Origin of the sequence: Chitinophaga eiseniae (genome assembly GCF_012641265.1) — a bacterium.
GTDB classification, from domain to species: domain Bacteria; phylum Bacteroidota; class Bacteroidia; order Chitinophagales; family Chitinophagaceae; genus Chitinophaga; species Chitinophaga eiseniae_A.
On record NZ_JABAHZ010000014.1, the window covers coordinates 89,089 to 111,686 of the forward strand.

A 22,598-nucleotide genomic window follows, 5' to 3' on the forward strand; every position below is an offset into this window, starting at 1 on the left:
GCTATGAGCATCATTTGCGTGTTGTTGAAGATGCTTGCCTGCATATATTTAGGGCAACCGGTGTTTTATTCCTCGTTTTAAGAACATATACGCGTTAATGGGAAACTCAAGCATGCCTGTAACCGTCACAACTGCCAATTTACCAGGAACGGAGCTTGTCGCCGCCGGTGTGAACCAGCGTTATGTATGGCTGTTTACCGGCGTGGCGGCATTAGGGGGATTATTGTTTGGATTTGATACTGCGGTGATATCCGGAGCCATCCCTTATATTTCAACCTATTTTTCATTGGATGAATATTCGCTGGGATGGGCAGTGGGGTCAATATTGATTGGTTGCGCTGCAGGATCGTTGCTGGCTGGCGGGGCGGCCGACCGGTATGGGAGGCGGTTAGTGTTGCTGGTGTGTGCGTTGCTGTTTGCAGCTTCGGGCATTGGTGCCGGTTTATCGCAGCAGTTATACTGGTTTGTTTTCTTTCGTTTGCTGGGTGGTTTGGGAGTAGGCGCTGCGGCGCTGGTATCGCCGATGTACATAGCAGAGATGGCGCCAGCCAGGCTGAGAGGCAGGCTGGTGGCTTTTTACCAGATGGCCATCGCTTCCGGCATATTGCTCGCATATTGTTCCAACCTGCTGTTGGACCACACCGGTGAAAATAACTGGCGCTGGATGTTTGCATCACAAGCGATTCCATCTGTATTGTTTCTTGTTTTGTTACTGCTGGTGCCTGAAACGCCCAGGTGGTTGATCAGGAGTGGCAGAAACCGGGAAGCAGGAAAGATACTGGAGAAAATATACGGTGAAGCGCCATCTGACGCGGAAATAATAGGGATACAAAACAGTTATCAACAAGAACATCGCTCTTTCGTTAAAGAGCTGTTTAATACGAAGTACCGCGCTGTGCTATGGTTGGGAATACTCGTAGCCGTATTCCAGCAGATCACGGGCATTAACGCGATCCTTTATTATGCGCCGGTCATCTTCCGGGAAACAGGTATCAGCGGTTCTTCTTCCCTGATGCAAACCATTGGAGTAGGGATTGTAACGGTATTGGCTACACTATTTGCTATTGGGTTTGTAGACAAGTTGGGAAGAAAGGCCTTTTTTCTGACGGGGAGCCTGACTATGGCGGTGTCGTTGTTGGCTGTGGGGGCCTGTTTTCAACTGTCTTATTTCGACCATTATATTGTCTTGATCTTTATGCTGCTATACGTGGCCTCTTTTGGCTGTACGCTGGGCGCTGTTACGTGGGTGTACCTCAGTGAAATTTTTCCCAACCGGGTGCGGGGCCTCGCTATGTCGGTGGCTACGCTGGCACTTTGGCTGGCTGATTTTGCGGTTACCTACACATTCCCGGTGATGGCCAGGCAGTTGGGCACGGCAGTTACCATGTATTGCTATGCCGGTATCAGCCTTATAGCATTCGGGTATATGCTGGCCAGGGTAAAAGAGACGAAGGGCAAATCACTGGAGGAAATCGAGACATTATTTCTCCCATCAAAATAATTTTTATGAGCAGTGAACATGCTTTTATACCGGCAGCTGGTATCAGCGAAGAAAATATTTCCTTTTATACCAGCAATGGTTACCTGGTAGCGCCTTCCTTATTGCAGGCGGAGGAAATAGCGGCATTAAAAAAGGAAACGGCTGCTATCTTCAGAGGTGAGCGCGGACAGCTGGAAGGCTTGCTGAATGTAGCGCCAGGCGAATCGGATGATGAAGTGTTGAAGAAATATGTGGCCATCCATTTTCCGCATAAGATATCCCCTGTTATTTATCGCTACCTGTTCCATGAAAAAATAGTAAAGACCTTGCAACGCATTATCAGCAGTAATGTAAAATGTATGCAGTCGATGTTGTTTGTGAAGGGACCCGGAAAGGCGGGACAGTCATGGCACCAGGATGAATATTATATCCCCACCCGCGACCAGTCGCTGACAGGTGTATGGATTGCCATTGATGATGCCTCTGTGAGGAATGGCTGCTTATGGATCATCCCGGGGCGACCAGGTTATATTATGCCGAGGGTGGCAAACAGCAGTGATGAATATGCAGATGTAGATACGGTGGATGCATCCGGATATGGGGGACAATCGATCCCGGTGGAGGTGAAGAGCGGATCAGTGGTATTTTTCAATGGCTATACTTTACATAGTTCACTGCGTAACAAAACTGCGGACTGTTTCAGAAGCGCACTCGTCAACCATTACATGAGTGCTGAGTCGATGCTGCCCTGGGATCAGGATGGGAAATTATCGCCGACAGAGGACTTACGGGATATTGTGATGGTAGCCGGCGAAGACCCCTATGCCTGGAAGGGAGTAGTAGATGCCAACAAACCTTATCTCCGCCCGGAGGTATTAAGAGTAATAAAAAATACATAATATAATATGGCTATCCTGTTCTTTTGTCCGCGCTGGGGAAGTGAAAATTTGTCGTGGGAGGTATTTATTAATAAGGTAAAAGAGGAGGGATATGATGGTATAGAGTATGGCATAGGGTTTAACATGCCGGAGCAGGCGCTGGATATGATTTGGAATCAAGCCGATAAAGCAGGGTTAAAAATTATCGCACAACATTACGATACCAATGATGCTGATTTCTCCCGACATTATGATCATTATTGCCAATGGTTGGAGAAACTAGCGGGATATCCTGTGGTAAAGATCAATTCGCAGACAGGCAAGGATTATTTTTCCTTTGACCAGAATAAACAGCTGATCGATGTGGCTAATGCCCAGGCCCAGTCAGTGGTGCATGAAACGCACCGCAACAAGTTTTCATTTGCGGCGCACACGACAAAAATGTACCTGGAAAATATACCGGCATTGCGTATTACGTTGGACGCTTCGCATTGGGTATGTGTGGCAGAGTCGTACCTGGAAGACCAGTCCGCTGCTATGCAGCTGACGATGGAACGTACAGACCATATCCATGCAAGAGTAGGCTATCCCGAAGGCCCGCAAGTCCCCGATCCCAGGATAGCCCAATGGGAATATGCCCTGGACAAACATCTGTCGTGGTGGGATCGCATTGTAACCAGGATACGGGGAGAAGAGAAAATAGTGACCATTACCACCGAATTTGGACCTTATCCCTATATGGTACCTGAGCCGTCTACAGGTAAACCAATAGTGGATCAATGGGAAGTGAATGTATATATGATGCACTTGTTGAGAGACAGGTATTTAGTATAGCGGGTTATTTGTTCACTTTGATAAGAGATGAAAATGCCCGCGGATATTCATTTGCGGGCCTACTTTCTGATCTTGGATATAAGTGGATATCAATTATTCGAAATTTTTGGTTTGTGAATTTATAATTCAGTGGGATGCACCCTCTTTTCCAGGAGGTTGATTATTTTTAAATTCGCTTTGGTAAAACGCACAAGGCAACTGGGACAACAGGCTGTTCTCAGCCTGTGATTTTTTTTAAATTATTATAACATGGAGATAAAAACAAGGAAGAATGGCTTTTGCCTGCTGATTTTTGTGATGATCAGCAGTATAGCCGTGGGGCAACACGGCGGTAAGGAATACCATGTATCGGTGAATGGAAGTGATAACAGCGATGGCAGTTTGCAGCACCCTTTAAAAACAATCTCCGCAGCGGCTAATGTGGCTTTGCCGGGAGATGTGATCACGGTGCATGCGGGCGTATACCGCGAAAGGATCACGCCGCCAAGAGGAGGCGATTCCGATACAAAACGTATCATATACCAGGCAGCAAAGGGGGAGAAGGTAGAAATAAAAGGATCAGAGATTGTGAAAGGCTGGAAGCGGCTGCAAAACGATACCTGGGAGACGGTAGTTCCCAATACCTTTTTTGGTGACTTCAATCCGTTTAAGGAATTGATACATGGCGACTGGTTCTGGCCTAAGCCGAAAGACCGGCAATATCACCGTGGCGCCGTTTATCTCAATGGCAGCTGGCTGATGGAAGCAGCAAAACCGGAACAGGTAATGACTATAGCCAACGCAGGCGATCCGCTGTGGTGGGCAGATGTTGATAGTACTAACACTACAATCCGGGCGCAATTTAAAGGTGTTGACCCCAATAGCGCATTGGTGGAAGTCAATGTACGGCCGGTGGTGTTTTATCCCGACAAGCCTTTTATCAATTTCATTACCGTGCGTGGTTTTGTGATGGAACAGGCAGCCACCAATTGGGCGCCGCCCACAGCAGAACAAATGGGTTTGATCGGCACACATTGGAGCAAGGGTTGGATCATAGAAAATAATACGGTTCAATACTCCAAATGTGTAGGCATTGCCCTGGGCAAGTATGGAGATACTTTTGACAATAAAGATACGGAATCAGCAGAAGGCTATGTAGGTACGATTAAACGCGGGCTGGCTTTCGGATGGAACAAAGGTACAATCGGTAGTCATATAGTGCGTAACAATACGGTAGCCTATTGTGAGCAAACAGGTATCGTAGGTAGTCTGGGATGCTCCTTCAGCGTAATTGAGCACAACACGATACATGATATTCATGTGCACAGGTTATTCGATGGTGCTGAGATGGCAGGCATCAAGTTTCATGGCGCCATTGATGTACAGATCATCAATAATCATATTTACAATACCAATATGGGTATCTGGCTCGACTGGATGGCACAGGGAGTGCAGCTGCAGCGCAACCTGATGCATGACAACGGGCTCGATATTTTCCTGGAAGTAAATCACGGGCCAATGTTGGTGAGCAACAATATCCTGCTCTCCACCACTTGTTTGTCGATGAATTCCGGTGGTGCTGCCTTTGTGCATAATATTTTGGGAGGCAAAATAGATGTGATCCATTATGATTCCAGGATGACGCCTTTTATGCTGCCACATTCCACATTTGTGACAACACTGCACGATAACCCGGATGGCGATGTGCGCTTTATCAACAATTTGTTTATCGGCGGTGGCAATGCCAGTCAATACAGCAGTGCATTATTACCTGTCAGTTTTAAAGGAAACGTATACACGAAAGGAGCTACCGGTATCAATAATACTAAGTTGAAAAGGGGATATGGTGAAATGGACCAGCATGCGCAGGAGAAAATGCAGCGGTATAAGGACCAGGATGCAAAAGAGGAAAAAGCAGTGATTGACACAGCTTTTGATGCGGCTGCACACCTGGTAAACCAGGGTACAGACGTTTTTCTCGAAATGAATGTTAATAAGAACTGGCTGAATATAGAAAGGGAGATGATCACAACAGAAGGGCTGGGGAAAGCACTGATACCCGGCCTTTTCTTTGAAAACCCTGATGGATCGCCGGTAAAGATCAGTACAGACTATACTGGCAAGCAAAGAAAGGTACATCCTTCTCCCGGACCTTTTGAAATGAGCGCTGGTGGCAAGCTTCGTCTCAAAGTATGGTAACGTTATTTGATACAAAAATCCCTGTTGATAGATATCAACAGGGATCAAATCTGAGTTGTCAGTACTGTATCTGGATAATGATACCCAATCATATCATCACATTAAAATAACTACTTTCTAAGTAATAATAGGGTAGAAAATTGTCCTGATTTATTAATAAAGCGCATAACATTTTGCCGTCTGTTACATGAATCGTTTTTAAATTCGTTGACATATAATGATGCTGTATCTTGCAGGGCCTCTTTTTAAAGAGGCCTTTTTATTTGGGTTATTTTAAAATCAATTGGCCCGATTTCGATGAATACGAAGGGTAATAAAGCATCTTCATGAAAGAGGATAGAAAATAGCAGGTATTAAAATAAGGAAAATTTTACCCCATTTGTTCACACAGTTTTTAATAGTTTAAGGAAAGTTATATGCTGGGTAGTAGCGATGCCGAATTTTTTCGTCATTATAGTGAACGAGGCTGGTACGCAACATAGCTAACATGTAGACAGCGCCTTTCCCTCTTATTACTGTCAATTATTAGAGACGGACTCAGCTAAAGCAGGAGTCTTATTGTAGTCGTGAAATATGGAAGAGAGCAAAATTCTGATCATCGGGAGCCATGAAATGAGGGCTGATATATCTGTCTGCCTTTGTAAACGATTTATTAAACTGGAAGCCAGGAATGAGATTCAGGGTTGGCGCATGGCATTAAAAGAAGCGCCTGACCTGATTATTCTTGGGGCAGAGGTTTGTGGTATAGATGGAAATTTTTGCCGGTTGCTCAAAGCCGATCCCCGAACCCGGCACATACCGTTGATATTATTATCAGCTGTTTTATTAACTGACACTGATGCCGACGTATCGTTATGCGAGCCATTGACTAACGAGAAGCTACAGTCATGCATTAATAATATTTTCCGGTTGCGGAAGACGTTTAGCTATCACACCGAAGATAAGTCTATCGTAGATGCGCAGTCTTGTGCAGTTGGTAGCCCGGATTTTATGGCGCAGTTGATACAGGCAATAGAAGAAAATATGCATTTGGCGCGTTTCAGTGTACCCGACTTATGCAGGGTAGTAGGTATCAGCAGATCGGCACTGTACAAGAAATTTAATATGCATGGAGGGATGACGGTGGGAGAGCTGATGAAATCACTTCGTTTAAAACGGGCGGCTCACCTGTTGAAAGGTAAACGCTTAAATGTATCCGAAGTGGCCTGGGAAGTAGGTTTTAACGACCGTAAGTATTTTAGCAGGGAGTTCAGGAAATTTTTTGGGCAATCGCCTACGGCGTATATGATTGCTAATAACATATTATTTAATCAGCCTCACCGTGCGTAGCACAGCCCTTTGTAACCGGATGTTCATTTGTGAAGGCTGATGAGCGGATATTTCCAGGTTTTCTTTCATTAAAAAGCGACAAATAATAAAGCACAAGACTTTGTCTACTTATAAATATCACAACGTAATACCGGCGGATCTCTATCCGCTGGCATTCTTGGCTTAATTTGTGAATAGAATGAAGAGTGCCTGGCTTTCACTATTCGGTAACCGGGTGTAGTAAATGAAACAAATGATAACGACGACAGGCAACGTAGCTAAACCGCTTGATATTAGTATTTTAATGAGGTATCTGGATAGCCCGGGTGAGCAGGATCCGTTGATTGTGGAAATGCTTGAGCTGTTCCTTGCTGAAGGTATAAAAGTATGGCAGCAGCTGACCGGAATAGACGCAGCGGATGAGGGGGATTTATTGAAACATATTTGTCACCGTATGCAGGGGATAGCGCGGTATATCGGTTTGTTAACACTTGAGCGTGCCGCATTGTCGATCGAAAATACCGGAGGTAGCCCAGATTCACTTGCGCAGCTCGTCGCTGAGGTGGAGTATATGATCCAGGCTATCCGTTTGACGTTGGCGTTTATAACGTTGGAGAAACATTGAAAGAACAGGAAGACGTGTAATAATCAGGATAATATTACCCCCTGATGTATACATACCTGTATTAATTTTGCGTAGGGATTATAACCGGATGTGTATCAGATAATAACTTCCGGCGTATGAAGCTAACGTGTTTTTATATTCGCTATAATAGGTCTTGATCGGGAATAGGCATAAGGCTACGTATAGAATTCATATTGTTTACTTAGGAATACCCGCAGATCTTCTATCTGTGGGTTTTTTATTCATATCCTACAGTTGACTTAAATAGGGCTGCAGTGATACCTTTCTAACTATTACCAGCACCAAAATGAAAATGAGATTATTTACGCTACGTAGTACATTTCTCTTTCTGTCATTGGCGCTTTTGCCAGAATGCAGGTGTTCAATTTTTTATTGATAAGGATGCAGTATGCAGTATGCAAAACTGGTGTAATGCAGTTAAAGCGTGAAAGCCAGGAGTATAATGATCCTGGCCTTCCTTGCGAAATGACTACTTCTCTTTCAGCAGAAAATCAATCCTGTCAGTTATTAACAAAAAGAGCTGCAAATAAAACGGTTGTTTTTGATAAAATAGCATCGAAAATTAAAACAGCCAAAAAGACTAGCCGACCTAACAGGAACGGGTACTTTTAGTCCAGCTAGTTTTTTCGACTGTTTAAGCGTGCCTTTGGGTAGACAGAGATGGGGTGTTATTTCCCGCGTGTGTAGCTAAGTTCCACGTTGTTGCTATTTTTTAGCACAAGCGTAGAGTCGGTTAGCTGTTTGATGATGGTAGTGTCAATACCCGGGCCCGCCGACTTAACGCCTGTTGTATGATTCCACATGATCAGTGTATCACCTCTTAACTCCCATTTATCATACAATAGTGTGTGCATATTAATTGAGCGGGCGATTCCACCTGTATCTAATTGAAAACCCTGTTGGGCCGGCTCCTGACCTGGGATTGGCTGTACCCATTTCCCTACTAGTTTATTACCTGTTGCCGGTTGTTCTGTTGCTACAGCAGTCGCTGGACTTGTTGTTGCCGGATTCTCGTCTTGCTTGGTTGCATTGTTACATGCTGCCAGCGTAGCTGCAAATGTAATTGTTACAAGGATTAACGTTTGTGTTTTCATATTTTTCATTTTAGATTTCGGTTAGGAACAATTTTTATTCCACCTTTTCCTGTCTTGCACAGAAAGTAGGTTTCCGGTAGCCAGGCGCGGTATCCTGAAGCTTGTGCAAGATGTTGGTAATATACTATTGCTCAATGTGAATTTATATCCAGTTAGAATGTTGTAATATGCAGATCTTTAGTATTGAATTCCACTATACAGGATATTTCCCATTTTTTAGGTGCATGTTTGAAGTCCGATGCAAATGGAGGAAGGAACGAGTCTTTTTATAATATATTTAATATTGGAGGCAATTTAATATTATATGATCCATCCACTGGAAAATGAGAAGGAGATACTGAGAGAAGTAGCGGCAGGCAGCAGACTGGCTTATACTATATTATACCGTCACTATTTTCTTCGGTTATATCGCTTTGTTGAATTCTTCTGCGAAAACCATACAGATGCTGAAGAAGTGGTTCAGGATTGTTTTTTGAAGATTTGGGAGAGAAGGAGAACGGTGGAAAGTATTTACTCTTTTGAGCGCTATATTTTCCGGATGGCGAAGAATCGACTGTACGATATTATTAAACAGGAGGCACGCCGACGCAAAACAGCTGCACATGCGTCACTAAATGTACATTTGGAAGATGAGTTGGTTGAAAAACAGGTGGTATTTAACCAGTACTACGAATTAAGTCAGCAAGCCATTGCTATGCTGACTCCCAGAAAACGTGAAATTTTCCTGATGAGTACGCAGCAGGGAATGTCGCTGGATGAAATAGCCGCAGCCACCGCTTTATCCCGGGCAGCAGTAAAGAAGCACCTCTATGAATCCATACATTTCATTAAATCACATTTGAAATCCAACGCAGGCTGGTTTTTTATTTTGCTTTTAATGGGATTATTACTCCCTGAAAGTTTTTTTTAAAAGGCAGTATCCAATTTTTATTTCCAATGGTCTTATTATTGGACAGAGCTATTGGCACTGAATACGGTTGCCCTGAATATTCGAAATGGGAAGGCAATCATGATTATCCTTTAACGGTTTACTGGCAGGTATGGAACAAGATGAACTAATTTTGCTGCTTCGGAAATATAAAGAAGGAAGGCTTTCTGCAGAGGAATGGGATACCCTTTGGGATTGGCTGGATCAGGGAAATACAGATGAGTTTCATTTAGCCCTGGATGCGATGGGGCATAATAATACAGATACGCTTCCTGATCTGGATAGGTTTGCTGCCAGGCTTGAAGAAAAGCTGGATGAAATAGACCGGCCGTTTGTAAACAAATACAGGTGGCGTTTTTGGAGTGCAGCCGCGGCCGTACTGTTGCTGTTGTGTTCAGTTTTTTTTCTGCGGAGAGAGAAACATCCGCATACAATGCCGCCCGCTGTTGCGTTGAAAGAGAATAGGCCGGGCATTAACAAAACGGTGCTGCGGCTTCCTGGAGGGAAAGAGGTAGCCCTTGATGACACTGCCTCATTAATTGACCTCGGTATTCGCAAAGACAATTCGCAATTATCTTATCTTCCAATGCAGGGAAATACCGCTCCATCTTACCATACATTGGTCACTCCAAGGGGAGGACAATGTAGTCTTGTGCTCTCCGATGGTACCAGAGTATGGTTGAACGCTGCTTCTTCATTGTACTACCCCACCAGTTTTTCAGGCAAGGATAGAGAGGTAATGTTAACAGGTGAAGCTTATTTTGAAGTATCACCGTTACCATCCCAACCATTCAGCGTTAGGGTGAATGACACGCGGGTAATTGTGTTGGGCACCAGTTTTAATATATCTGCTTACCCGGAAGATAATAAATTCCAGGCCACGCTTGTAAATGGCGCGGTTAAAGTATACACTCCATCTACCAATATAGTGTTGGCGCCGGGTGAACGGGCCAGTCTGCCTTCCGGGAGCACTACTTTCAGGGTAGAACGGGTAGATACCGATATGGTGACTGCATGGACAAAAGGTTTATTCCATTTTGACAATGCCGACATAAAGACAATTACAACTGAAATAGCCAGGTGGTACGACATTGAAGTGGAATTCCGCGGAGAGATGCCGGTACGAAGGTTTGGGGGGGTACTTAGCAGGAAGGCCCCATTGGCTGCTATGTTAAAAGTGCTTGAGGATGCGGATGTGAAATGTGAAATGAAGGGAAGAAGGCTGCTGGTAAGCTCTTCTCATAATAAATAAGTGAAATTGGGCCTGTAATCGCCCGTACATTAGTGGGTCGACGGAGCTTAACCAAAATCTTTCAGGTAATGAGATGGACAGCAATTGTGATGCTGACAGCTTGTTTACTAGTCAGCTCAAAAGGGTTCTCGCAGGCAATTTCCTTGTCTGTGGATAAAATGCCCGTCAAAAAAGTTATTTTACAACTCCAGGAACAAACCGGGTATTATTTTCTGTGTGATCAGGATCTGATCGAAGAAAATGAGCCGGTTTCTTTGCATGTAAAGAATAGTGCTATCGACAAAGTGCTGAAACTATGTTTTCCCAATAAAGAATTTACCTATACAATAATTGATAAAACAATCCTTGTCAAGAAGAAGGGTACCACTACGCATTCAGAAAGAGACAGTACGGGAAGTTTACGTGGCGTCGTTGGGGATTCGTCGGGATTACCTTTGCCAGGGGTTACGCTAACGGTTAGCGGGAAAAAAAGTGGCGCGATTACGAACAGCGATGGTCAGTATATGTTGTCAGGCATTATGCCAGATGATATTATTACGTTTACGTTTGTGGGAATGAAACCGGAGGTAATAAGAGTTGGTAACAGATCTGAGTTGAATGTGACAATGAAAGTGAATGTTGTTTCGATAGAGCAGTTCGTTGCTGTTGGCTACGGCGCCCAGAAAAAGGATGCTATTACCGGTTCCATTTCTACTATTCAGATGGATGATATGGTGAGGGTACCGGCCTCCAATCTTTCCGGTAATTTTTCGGGTATGTTGGCGGGAATGTATGTGAGAACGGGCACTGGTATGCCTGGAACGGGTTCCACGTTGCGCGTGCGTTCATCCGCTTCCTGGAATGCCAGTGATCCACTGATCGTAATAGATGGTATTATCAGGGATCAAACCAGTTTCGATGCGCTGGACCCGATTGAGATAGACCAGGTGTCTGTTTTGAAGGATGCTGCATCGGCGGCTATCTATGGTTCCCGGTCGGCAAATGGCGTTATCCTGGTCACTACAAGAAAAGGCAGCCCATTCAAAATGTCCATTGACTTTAGCGCGGTGTCTGGCTGGCAGCGTGTAGGCTCCCTGCCAGCGTATATGGATGTGTATAAAGCGCTGAAAACAACCCAGGCGGTTGTTGGTGGTATTTCCGATGAGGAAATAGCCTGGGCCTTGAAGGCCAACCCTCGTGGAGAGGCAGCCTATGACGCCGTTTATCAGCACCCTGCTGATCAGAAATATTCATTTGGCGTTTCGGGAGGAAATGAGAAATTCACCTGTTTTTTTGGCGGTTCTTTTTATAATGAGAACGGGTTCCTTCCAAAAGTATGGTATAAAAGATATAATCTCAGGGCGAATGTATCTTACAAGCCGAATAAGGATTTTACAGTAGGGCTTAACCTGGGGCACAACAACGGTACAAAGAACCGTTTTAATTTTATGGATGATAATAGTGCTGACCTTAATGCCTTCTGGGGAAAACTGCTTTACTTCGATATTTTTTCCATTCCTTATATGAATGGTAAGCCTGTGAACCCGGGCTGGCTGGGTAATCTGCCGGAGATGATCAAAAACGGTGGTTACATGCAGCATAATAACCAACAGATGGATGCCCTGATAACGGTCGACTATCATATACCAGTTATTCAAGGCCTTTCTCTGAGGGCCTCCTATAGCCGAAATGGGAATAATGCCTTCGATAAGAATTATGCCAAGAAACAGACGATCTACAATTTCAAAAGAACTGGCCCTAACAATCTGATCATTACAGATGAAATTGTTGGAATCCAGAAAAGTGGAGACCCTGCGCAGGAATATATTGGTAACAGTTATGCTAAAACGGACGCCTATCAGTTCAACACCCAGATAAGTTATGACCGTCATTTTGGAAAGCATTATGTCAATGTCACGGCGGTTTATGAGCAGTACGAATTTCAGAGCAGTGCTTTTTCCATGGCCCGGAATACCTTCCCTCTTTTCGCCGTTGATCAGTTCTTCGGCGCAAGTAATAAGCCCGACGACTGGCAAACTGGAGGAAACGAAAAACAGGATGCCCGCCTGTCTTATATCGGTCGCTTTAACTATGAGTATGGAGGAAAATACTTCTTTTCCGCCTCTGTACGGCGGGATGGTTCCATCAAATTTGCACCGGATCAGCGATGGGGATGGTTTCCCTCGGTATCAGGAGGATGGTTGATGTCGGAAGAGCGTTGGTACAGATCTTCTATTTTATCAAAGGTTATCAATAGGTTGAAATTAAAAGGAGCCTTCGGTACGATAGGAGATGATGGTATTGGAGGTTGGAAGTGGCTTGATCAGTACAATATTGAGAGTGGAACCTACTACCTCGGGGCGCCTGGTATAGCGCAGCCAAGGCTTAGTTATGGTGGGCTCCCAGCCACTGCGCTTACCTGGGAAAAATCCAGGATATATAACCTGGGCGTGGAATTGATGATCGGTGGCCGTTTATCCCTGGTGATAGAATACTGGCGGAAGCATACCTACGACATCCTGGGAGAACGCTTGCTGGTATTACCGGCGGAATTTGGCAGCATGCTGCCGGCATCCAATTATGGTGTTGGGAATGCAAAGGGTATTGATATGGAGTTGGGCTATTACAGCAATCCCTCCCAGGTACTTAGTTATAGTGTGAAGGGAACTTTTGGTCTGGCCACCACAAGAACGATTCTGAAGGATCATGCCACTAACGCGCAACTTTATGATAATCCTGAAGGCAAAACGTCAACTTATGGGACCGGATATTTAGCGACAGGTATTCTCCGGAGTCCGGACGATGTAAAGAAGCTTTCGCCAGGTTATACGATTTGGGGCGCAGTTCCTGAACCAGGTATGATGAACTTCGCTGACCTGAGTGGCCCTAATGGAGTGCCAGACGGTAAAATAGATGCTTATGACAAAACAATTATCGGGAAGTATATGGGCCCCGCCGCTGCCCCGGTTTCATTCGGGCTTTCTGGAAGCCTTACTTATAAAGGATTCACGCTGGCCTATCTCTTTTCAGGTTTGGCCGGTTTCAAAATAACTTATAACGACCCGTGGGGGCGTAATTTTGGAGGAAGTGGGAAGATCCCCCGTTATCATGATGATGCCTGGTCTGAAACCAATACCAAAGGTTCCACTCCCAAATTATTCGCCTGGGGCGACCCAAGGGCAAGGGGCTATGTGGAAGCATCTACTTTTAATACTTACCCGGGAGACTTTATCCGTCTTAAGTATGTTAACCTGGAATATGCGCTGCCCGTTTCTCTTTTCAGACGCACGGGTATTACCAGGATACAGGTGTTCGCTTCCGCCACTAACCTTTTTTATTGGTCGGCATTTAGATTCTACGATCCGGAACTCAGCGCTTTCACCAGCTATCCTATTATGCAGAATTTTATGATAGGAGTGAATGTTAGTATCTGAAAAAAATATCCCCTTTGCTGCCTGCTTCATATGAAGCAACTCCGCTACCATTTTTTAAAAATATTGCCTTATCACAGTATCCACTTTTAGTTCCCAGCAGTCTTATATAATACGAATACTTGTTTGACGGCGACAGATCAGGCCGGAAAAGAGTGGCTGTTTTATTGATGAACGTTAGCATCTAAATTTTGATCAATGACACATTTATACGAAAATTTTGTATGCCCGGCAGATGAATCATTTACTGTACATACAGAGATACCGGAGATGGAGACGCATAATATACTTAAATGCCATTTCAATTTTAAGATAGCATTGATCGAAAACTGTATTGGCAAAAGGTTTATTGGGGATCATATTGATGACTTTGAAGGTCCTGAACTATTATTGCTGGGCAGCTCACTGCCACATCGCTGGCAGTACCAACAGGTACTGGATCCAACACGCACGCCAACGGCATACGTGGTACATTTTTCCCCGGATTTTATCGGTGAGGGGCTGCTTGAAATGCCAGAGGCCAGAGAATTACAAGTGTTGTTTAACAATGCAGGGAGAGGCATTGTATTTTCCGGCGACACCATAACGCAAGCCAGGTTTATCCTGCAGCAAATGCTGAACGTAAAGGGACTGGCGAGGCTGGCCTATATGATACAGCTCTTGAGTGTATTGACTCATTCCAAAGATAGCAGGTTATTAGCGTCGCCTTATTTTAATCTTGTTGAAACCTCGACGGAAGGGCAGAAAATTAGCCAGGTGTTTGACTATATCTATAAAAATTTCAGGAACGATATTACCCTGCAGGAAGTAGCAGGTATTATACCTATGTGTACAAGCAGTTTTTGCCGTTTTTTTAAGCAGCGCACAAATAAAACGCTTGTCGACATTATTAAGGAGGTCCGGATCAACCATGCTTCCAAATTACTGATGAAAGGTGGGCACAATGTAACCGAAGCCTGTTATAGCAGTGGTTATAATAGCTTGTCGAACTTTAATAAGCACTTTAGGGAAGTAAAAGGGCTTTCCCCAAGAGATTATTTAAAGCAATACCGGGTACGTTTGGACTCCGTTGCTGTTTAATAGTGCAATATTGCAGATGGCGTAATCAAATTCAGGCATACGGGCTACGTAGGGAAAGCGGAAGCATTAGATGAGATGACAGCCATGGCAGACATGACCAATGGGAAATAATTGCCGCTGGATAGATAATGAATTAAGAGGCTATCTCAAAAGTAATTTGAAGGCTCTGAGAATTGCGTAAACGAAAATTCTCTCCATCAGGTACCCGAATAAAATCGGGGAAAAATTACTTTTGAGACAGCCTCTTTGTTTTCCCTGTTTATCTTTTCCGCCATTGATAACCCAGGAAAAGGTTGAACTGTTGGTTGTATATTTTCCATTGATGTTGCATGCGGGGATCTTCCATCACCGGTATAAATCCCCGGGAGTAGCCAGCACCTATATTCCAGCCGTTTTTACATTCATAGCGCAGCTGCACCACCATGCCCGCATCTAATTTGTAGCGAAATCCTCCCGGAGTAGTAGCGGTGCCGAAAATGTTTTTATCTGCCGTTATTTGTCCATCAGGGCCTTTTCGTTCTATACTGCTATGTAGCAAACCACTTACATAAGGACCAGCAGATAACCGGAACCCGTGGAAGTATGCCGTAGGCGTGATGGGGGCAATGAGTAGGTAAGTACTGTTAAAGCGACTGTTATATACCTGTTGGCTGTTGCTGTCTGACCGGTGCAACATCACCCGGCTTTGCCCTACTGATAACTCCGACTGTATGCCAAAATACTTGCCTAGCCTGGTGTGTACGGTAATACCGGCAAATATGCCCGGCAAAGGTTTTACGTAGCTACCGGCCGACAATAAATGGAGGTCCTTGCCATATAACGAACTGGCCGACATCCCTGCCTTTATACCAAATGATACTTCCCGGTATCCGCTGCTATCTTGCTGGGCGCAGACAGGCAGGAGCAACGCGAAGAAAAATATCATCATCAAAATATGTTTCATATCATTTGTTTATAAATTAATGTCCCAGATACCGGCTGTTCTTTCCATTTCTACCAGTGCTGCGGCATACCCGTTCAATGCCTCGTAATAGCTTTGTTTCAGGCTGTTGTAGGTACGTTGGGCATTCAATACTTCCAGCAGGTTGATGTCGCCGGACCGGTAACTGTATATTTTACCTGCCAGTGCTTTTTCTGCATCTTCCAATATCCCGGTGTGAAATTGATTTACCTGTTTGCGGGCAGCGAGATAGTTATAATAGCTGGTAGCTACGTCGGTTTGTACCTGTAATGCCGCCTGCTGATAACGGGCGGCAGCCTGGGCGGCGCTGTATTGGGCCGATAGCAGCTCCGCCCTGGACCTGCCGGAGAATTTCAATGGGATGCTAATGCCTGCAGAAATAACATTGGTAGAAGGCGTAGGGGCGATAACGTTAGTGGCGCCGGAGTTTTGTGCCATCCCCAGTGTCAAACCCAGGTCGGGCATCCGGTTGGCCTGCGCCAGTTTCACCAGGTTATGAGCTACCTCTTTATCCTTGCCAGCCGCCAGGATATCCGCGCGGTGGCTGATCGCGGCATTGATCAGATCTTTTAAGTTAAACTCCCGGTCAAAGCTGTATTTGAGAGCCGCAGGATAGTAAAGCGTATCCGATGATTTTCCCATCAGCATGCCTAGTTGTAATAAGGCGGCCTTAAAGCTGGCTTCATTCCGGTACACCGTATTCAGCATATTGGCGGCTTCCAGTTTACTCTGACGGGCATCTACTGCTTTTATTTCTCCCAGCTGAAAGCGGATACTATCTGCACGGGCAAACAGCGACATGCTTTGATAAGATTCCCGGGTTACGGTAAGCAGGTTTCCCTGTAGTATGGCTTGCAGGTAGGCCAGCGTGGCATCTGCCTGGAGGTTACGATAGTAGTTTTCCAGCAGGAGGTTTGTCAGTTCCAGCTGACTCAATGCTACACTACTTCTCGCTTGCCGCTTATTGCCCAGCTCCAGCAACCAGCTGACAGAGGTATTAAATCCATACCCCATTTTCATTCTTTTCTGCCCGTTATCCACCCAGCCAAATGACAGGCTGGGGTCCGGGAAAACCTTTGCCGCCGCAACCCTTGCGGTGGCGAGGTTCACGTTGAACCGCTCTGCTGCATACGCCAGGTTGTTATTGGTGACGTCCGCCAGGAAGCGGGGATAGATCAGTGAATCTTTGGTTTGTGCATTTCCCTGTAGTGCTAAAAAAAGCAATAGCAGGATATTACCATATCTGATAGCCATCTGTTTACTATTTTTCATCCTTTTGCTGATAGTCTGTAGCGCCCCATTTGCTTTCAGACAGATAATACAATGCCGGCAAAACAAATAACGTGATGACGGTGGCGGCCAGCAATCCATACACTACTACGGTAGCCAGCGGGCGTTGCACGTCTGAGCCAATGCCGGTGGCCAGCGAAGCAGGCAATAAGCCAAGAATGGCCACGGTAGCGGTCATCAGTATAGGCCGGAACCTGTTGGCCGCACCGGCAATCACCGCTTCCAATAAGGTAGCTCCCTGTATACGCAGTTCATTGAAATTGGAAATCATGATCACCCCATTTTGAATAGCTACGCCAAATAAGGCAATAAAGCCCACTGCAGAAGATACATTCAACGTCATACCCCGGATGTTGAGCGCCAGCATGCCGCCAAACAGCGCCAGCGGAACAATGCTCAGGATCAGCCCCGCCTGCCTGAACCGACCGAATGCACCGTATAACAGGAAGAACATAAACAGCAAGGTGACCGGTACCACCACCGCGAGTTTTGCATAGGCGCGCTTTTGATTCTCGAATTGCCCTCCCCATACAATCCGGTATTTCCCGTGATCATAAGAGATGTCTTTTTCAATACTGCTCCTGGCCTGTTCCATAAAAGAAGATAGGTCCACGTTCCGGAGATTTAGCTTTACCGTTAAATGCCTTTTATTCATTTCCCGGGTGATGGTGCCCTCACCAGTAGTGGTGCTGATAGCAGCTACCTGCGACAAAGGAATCCTGGCGCCGGTGGGGGATGCCAGCATCAGGTTGGCAATTTTCTCCGGCGTATTCCGGCTATCTTCTTTATAGCGGCAGGTAATATCATATACTTTATTACCGGTAAAAAGCTGGGACACCGGCTTGCCGCCAATGGCCACTTCTATCAGCTCTGACACCGTACTCACATTCAACCCGTATTGTGCCAAAGCAGCCCTGTCGATTTTAATTTGCAGCTGTGGCAGCGGAGGCTCCTGGTCGATGGACAGATCTACCGCACCCTTTATTTTTTTGAGGGTCTGTAATACCTGTTGCGCTATCCGCCTGGTTTCTGTAAAGTCGTCCCCATATACTTTTACCACTAATTCACTATGGGCGCCTGATATCCGGTCCATCACATTATCGATCATGGGTTGACTAAATCCTACCGTGTAACCCGGCATTGCGGCATAGTCGGCCACCAGTTCTTCAATGAGGTCCGATTTGGTTTTTCCTTTGGGCCATTCCTTATAAGGCCGGAGTCCTATCGAACATTCAAAATGGGAGGCCGACCAGGGATCTGTTCCATCGTCATTTCTGCCGGCATGCACCATCATATAGGTGATCTCCCTGTGTTTCATGGTCACTATGCGTAATGAGTCACTCATCTCTTTCGACTTCTGCAGCGATATACCCGTGGGGAGTTGCACCTGTAGCCAGATAGAGCCTTCATCTAAAGAGGGAAGAAAGTCTTTGCCTACGGTAGCGGAAAGTATGGCGGCGCTTATCAACACCGCGCCCAATGGCCACAATACCCTCTTGGGCTTCTGCATAATCTTCCTGATACGGGCCAGGTATGCGACAGATAATTTTTCCAGCCATTTGTTGTGGTATAGCTTGCGCGGCTTCCTGTATACGCTGTAAGCGAGACCAGGTATTAGCAGCATTGCCACTATCAATGCGCCTACCAGGGCGTAGCTCACCGTAAAGGCCATCGGTGTAAACAGCTTTCGTTCTACTCTTTCAAAGGCAAACAAAGGCAGGTAAGCGGTAATGATTATAATGGTAGCAAATAATACCGGCTTGCCAACGAGCGCTGCCCGTTGCGCGATGGAGTGCTCTTCCAGTGGCGCCGCCTCGTTTTCTTCCCGTTTTTTCAGGATCGTTTCCATCATCACAATAGCGCCGTCTACGATAATCCCAAAGTCAATAGCGCCGAGGGAAAGCAGGTTGGCCGGGATGTTGGTGAAGTACATCAATATAAAAGCAATCAGCAAAGCCAATGGTATCGTAATGGCTACAATCAACGCTCCACGCCAGCTGCCAAGGAATACGATGAGCACGATGATGACCAGCATCATGCCTTCTATCAAGGTATGCGAAACCGTATTCAGTGTGGTATTCACCAGGTCTGTACGATCCATATAGGGCCGGATCCGGACGCCATCGGGCAGCAGGTGATTGTTGAGGTCATCAATGGCATTGTGGACTCCCTGCAATACCAACGAAGGGTTTTGCCCTTTTAGTAATTGTACTACTCCTTCGATGCTCTCATTGTAGTTCACTTCCCGGTCGGTGAAGCCCAGGATGCTCTTTCGTTCCAGGTTACCGTACCTGAGCTCACCTACATCTTTCAGCAGGATAGGAACGCCGTTGGTGGTTTTGATAACAAGATCGCCAAGTCCTTCCAGTGTTTTCACCAGTCCGATACCGCGGATAACGTAGCCAAGATCGCCCTGGTTGAGAATACTGCCGCCGGCGTTGGCATTGTTATTAACGATGGCTGCCTGGATATCGCTGAGCGACAGCTGATATTGCTCTAACCGCGCCGGGTCCAGTTCTACCTGGTATTGCGTGGTGATGCCGCCGAAATTGGTGACGTTGGTTACCCCGGCTTCCTGCTTTAAGCGTGGTACAATGACCCAGTTTTGCAGGTCGGTAAGCTCCCGCAGATCGTGGCCTTTACTTTCAATAACATACCGGTAGATTTCCCCGATGGGGGAAGTCAATGGATCCATGCCTGGTTTGGCGCCATAGGGCAGCGTCAGTGCATTTAATCTTTCATTGATGCGTTGCCTGGCCCAGTAATCTTCGTAACCATCCTGGAAAACCACGGTAACGATAGATAAGCCAAACGTACTTTTACTGCGCATGACGCTCATGCCGGGAAGTCCATTCAGCACCCGCTCTACCGGGATGGTAATTTGTTGTTCCATTTCCTCCGCTGCCAGCCCGGGTACCTGCGTAATAATCTGGGCACTTACGTCCGCAATATCCGGGTAGGCTTCGATAGATAATTGTTTCCACGAATAGTAGCCAAACAGCGCCAGCATTATAAAAAAGCCTATCAGTAACCATCTCTTCCGGATGGTTATATAAATCAGGTTCATCATGTTGTTCTCAGATTAATAGGTAATGGCTACCTGGCGTCCAGTAGATAATAGGCGCCATCGCTGATGATGGTATCGTTTTTTGAAAGCCCCGACTTTACCACCACCTTGTTGCCGAGGACACCGTTTGTTGCTACCTGCTGGCGTACGTATTTGCCAGCAGCGATCTGCCGGAATACGAAGGAGGTATTGCTTTGCTGCAGTAATGCTTTGGGGGCAATCAGGATGGTAGGTTGCGGCGTGTTTTCAAAATTAACGTTCACATACATACCCGGTTTAAGCACGTGATCGGAATTTTCGCACTCCATCAATACTTCCACGCTGCGGGAGCTTTCCTCGATCAGTTCGTTGATATGGAAGATGGTTCCCCGTATAATTTTACCTGGCAGCGCGGCAATCGTGATCTGTGATTGACTCAGCTGGCGAATAGCACCCATGTCTTTTTCTTTGACGTGACCTGCCACCCATACCTTTGACAGTTCCGCTACTGCGGCCACACTGGCGCCGTCGTTTTTTACCAGTTGGCCTACTACCACTTTATTTTCTACTACTTCACCAGCGATGGGGGAATAGATGATCAGGGGCTGTCCCAGGATCAATTCATCGGGATTGGCCTTGAATAGCCGGATGCTTAGCCGTGCGCTTTCATATTCTTTTTTTTCTACGTCATAATTCATTTGCGCCTCTTCCAATTCCCGCTGAATGCCTACGCCGTTTGCCACTAAGTTGCGCTGTCGCGCCAGTTTTTTCTCCGCCAGCAGCAGTTGCTCTTTCGCCTGGAAAAATGCTTTCTGTGCGGTAATAAAATCCGGTGAACTCATGGCAAATAGCGGCGTGCCCGGCGTTACGTTCATGCCAAGTTTCAGGTAGGCGGAAATGATCCTGCCTGAAAAAGTAGGCGCTATTTCCGCGAACTTGTTCGGAATCAGTTTTACCAGGCCCACTGCCGGCATCTGCTGGCGTAGCAGCTGCGTGGTGATGGTATCAACATGGATTTTTTTTGCCAGGCCGGATTGTGGATATACAATCACGGTATCGCCGTGTAGTTCACAGCTTTTGACAGGTGCCCGGGAAGTGGGTTGTGTACATGATGCCAAGAGTAAGGTACCATAAAATAACGCCTGTATATGTTTCATTGTGCCATTGTTAAGAGTCATGAGTGCGGGTGCCTGGCTTTTATCTATGCAACCATAGTTGTAAACCGGTGGCAGCATCTGCTTTGCCGTCGGTAAGGCCTTTCAGAAATAGCGTGACTGTTTTCTTCCCATCCAGCTGAAGCGAAGGGATATCCAACAAGGTGACTGTCCTTGCGCCAACCTGGGTTTTTACTTTTACCCGGTAGGTACCGGCAGCAATGGTTTTGAAGGGTGCAAGCGCAGCGGCATCCGGATTATTACCAATATAGGCAGTGGCCTTTACCAGCCTGGTGCTGTCTTTGTCCTTGAATACATCAATATCCACCGGCGTAGTATTGGGCGAGAGGTGAAGGAAACGGACATTTGTTTTAGTGGCGCCGGGGTTGCTAACCATGTCTTTAAGCACAATGAATTTTACTTTGTTATTCTTGAGTGTATCATATATGAACAAGCTATAGCTCACCGCATTTTCGAAGGTAAATTTACTTTCCGCTACCACATCGTTTCCCAGCGTTAATTTAATAGGAAGGTCTTTGCCCGGTTGCAGCATGGTATATGGTTTTTGCGCAGACAGGTACTGTACTTTTTGCTGCGTTTTCTTTTCGTTTACATTGACCATTACTTCTGCTGTTTTGGGGGAGGCGTGTATCACCTGCAGATACGATACTGCTACATCGGGCGTATTGTCTGATTTCTTGTTGCAGGCGACTATTGATAGGCCAGCTAATACACATACAGATACTACTTTTAATGCGTTTGTTGTTTTTCTCATTTTCATTAATTTTTGGTTTGCGGATAAATATGTAATGCTGATGAACTACATGCTTTATAAACAGGAAGGAGCATGATCTTCCTATCCTTTGTGAGCGCACACCCGATCTTTAACATTTTATTTTATAAGTATCCCTGGATCTTATGCAAATGAGAATAGAGGGCGTCTCAAAAATAATTGAGGCGCCCTTTTATTTTTTGGTACGACTATGCTCATTTTGCTCTGGTTTATTCCAAGATGCAATTTTTAATGCCGTATTAATTGTTAGATTACTGTATGAGTAG

16 protein-coding genes are annotated in these 22,598 nt (G+C 45.7%); 10 read left to right on the forward strand and 6 right to left on the reverse strand.

All coding sequences use genetic code 11. The features are described from left to right. The first annotated feature begins 112 nt into the window (after window positions 1-112). The 6 genes from HGH91_RS30370 (at window position 113) to HGH91_RS30395 (ending at window position 7,303) form a co-directional block, all read left to right on the forward strand. On the forward strand, window positions 113-1,501 hold the full coding sequence (locus HGH91_RS30370; protein WP_168742996.1) for a sugar porter family MFS transporter: 1,389 nt from the start codon (window positions 113-115) through the stop codon (window positions 1,499-1,501). A 5-nt stretch (window positions 1,502-1,506) separates the two neighbouring features. After that, window positions 1,507-2,379, forward strand: a complete 873-nt coding sequence (locus HGH91_RS30375) for a phytanoyl-CoA dioxygenase family protein (protein WP_168742997.1) — start codon at window positions 1,507-1,509, stop codon at window positions 2,377-2,379. Window positions 2,380-2,385: 6 nt separating this feature from the next. Next, window positions 2,386-3,192 (forward strand): sugar phosphate isomerase/epimerase family protein, encoded by an 807-nt coding sequence (locus HGH91_RS30380; protein WP_168742998.1) that lies wholly within the window; start codon window positions 2,386-2,388, stop codon window positions 3,190-3,192. Window positions 3,193-3,441: 249 nt separating this feature from the next. Further along, complete coding sequence (locus HGH91_RS30385) at window positions 3,442-5,370, forward strand: right-handed parallel beta-helix repeat-containing protein (protein WP_168742999.1); 1,929 nt, start codon at window positions 3,442-3,444, stop codon at window positions 5,368-5,370. A gap of 573 nt (window positions 5,371-5,943) precedes the next feature. Next, window positions 5,944-6,699, forward strand: a complete 756-nt coding sequence (locus HGH91_RS30390; protein ID WP_168743000.1) for a DNA-binding response regulator — start codon at window positions 5,944-5,946, stop codon at window positions 6,697-6,699. Window positions 6,700-6,922: 223 nt separating this feature from the next. Beyond that, window positions 6,923-7,303: an Hpt domain-containing protein gene (locus HGH91_RS30395; protein ID WP_168743001.1), complete on the forward strand. Its 381-nt coding sequence runs from the start codon at window positions 6,923-6,925 to the stop codon at window positions 7,301-7,303. 689 nt (window positions 7,304-7,992) lie between these two features. Here HGH91_RS30395 and HGH91_RS30400 read toward each other — a convergent pair. Further along, window positions 7,993-8,418, reverse strand: a complete 426-nt coding sequence (locus tag HGH91_RS30400; protein ID WP_168743002.1) for a lipocalin family protein — start codon at window positions 8,416-8,418, stop codon at window positions 7,993-7,995. A gap of 304 nt (window positions 8,419-8,722) precedes the next feature. On the opposite strand from HGH91_RS30400, the gene HGH91_RS30405 reads away from it, so the two are divergent. The 4 genes from HGH91_RS30405 to HGH91_RS30420 all read left to right on the forward strand — a co-directional run bounded on the left by HGH91_RS30405 (window position 8,723) and on the right by HGH91_RS30420 (window position 15,088). Next, window positions 8,723-9,328 (forward strand): RNA polymerase sigma factor, encoded by a 606-nt coding sequence (locus HGH91_RS30405; protein WP_168743003.1) that lies wholly within the window; start codon window positions 8,723-8,725, stop codon window positions 9,326-9,328. Window positions 9,329-9,458: 130 nt separating this feature from the next. After that, complete coding sequence (locus tag HGH91_RS30410) at window positions 9,459-10,598, forward strand: FecR family protein (protein ID WP_168743004.1); 1,140 nt, start codon at window positions 9,459-9,461, stop codon at window positions 10,596-10,598. A gap of 68 nt (window positions 10,599-10,666) precedes the next feature. After that, window positions 10,667-14,011 carry a SusC/RagA family TonB-linked outer membrane protein gene (locus HGH91_RS30415; RefSeq protein ID WP_168743005.1) on the forward strand — a complete coding sequence of 1,115 codons (3,345 nt, stop codon included), beginning with the start codon at window positions 10,667-10,669 and terminating at the stop codon, window positions 14,009-14,011. Between the two features lie 195 nt (window positions 14,012-14,206). Beyond that, window positions 14,207-15,088 (forward strand): AraC family transcriptional regulator, encoded by an 882-nt coding sequence (locus HGH91_RS30420; protein WP_168743006.1) that lies wholly within the window; start codon window positions 14,207-14,209, stop codon window positions 15,086-15,088. A 259-nt stretch (window positions 15,089-15,347) separates the two neighbouring features. Here HGH91_RS30420 and HGH91_RS30425 read toward each other — a convergent pair whose 3' ends face one another. The 5 genes from HGH91_RS30425 to HGH91_RS30445 are packed head-to-tail and all read right to left on the reverse strand — an operon-like array spanning window position 15,348 to window position 22,314. Further along, entirely contained in the window at window positions 15,348-16,031 is a 684-nt protein-coding gene (locus tag HGH91_RS30425; RefSeq protein WP_168743007.1) for an outer membrane beta-barrel protein, read from the reverse strand. Between the two features lie 9 nt (window positions 16,032-16,040). After that, on the reverse strand, window positions 16,041-17,303 hold the full coding sequence (locus HGH91_RS30430) for a TolC family protein (RefSeq protein ID WP_168743008.1): 1,263 nt from the start codon (window positions 17,301-17,303) through the stop codon (window positions 16,041-16,043). A 7-nt stretch (window positions 17,304-17,310) separates the two neighbouring features. Then, complete coding sequence (locus HGH91_RS30435) at window positions 17,311-20,409, reverse strand: efflux RND transporter permease subunit (RefSeq protein WP_168743009.1); 3,099 nt, start codon at window positions 20,407-20,409, stop codon at window positions 17,311-17,313. 26 nt (window positions 20,410-20,435) lie between these two features. After that, entirely contained in the window at window positions 20,436-21,542 is a 1,107-nt protein-coding gene (locus tag HGH91_RS30440; protein WP_168743010.1) for an efflux RND transporter periplasmic adaptor subunit, read from the reverse strand. Between the two features lie 40 nt (window positions 21,543-21,582). After that, entirely contained in the window at window positions 21,583-22,314 is a 732-nt protein-coding gene (locus HGH91_RS30445; RefSeq protein WP_168743011.1) for a DUF4397 domain-containing protein, read from the reverse strand. Window positions 22,315-22,598 lie beyond the last annotated feature (284 nt).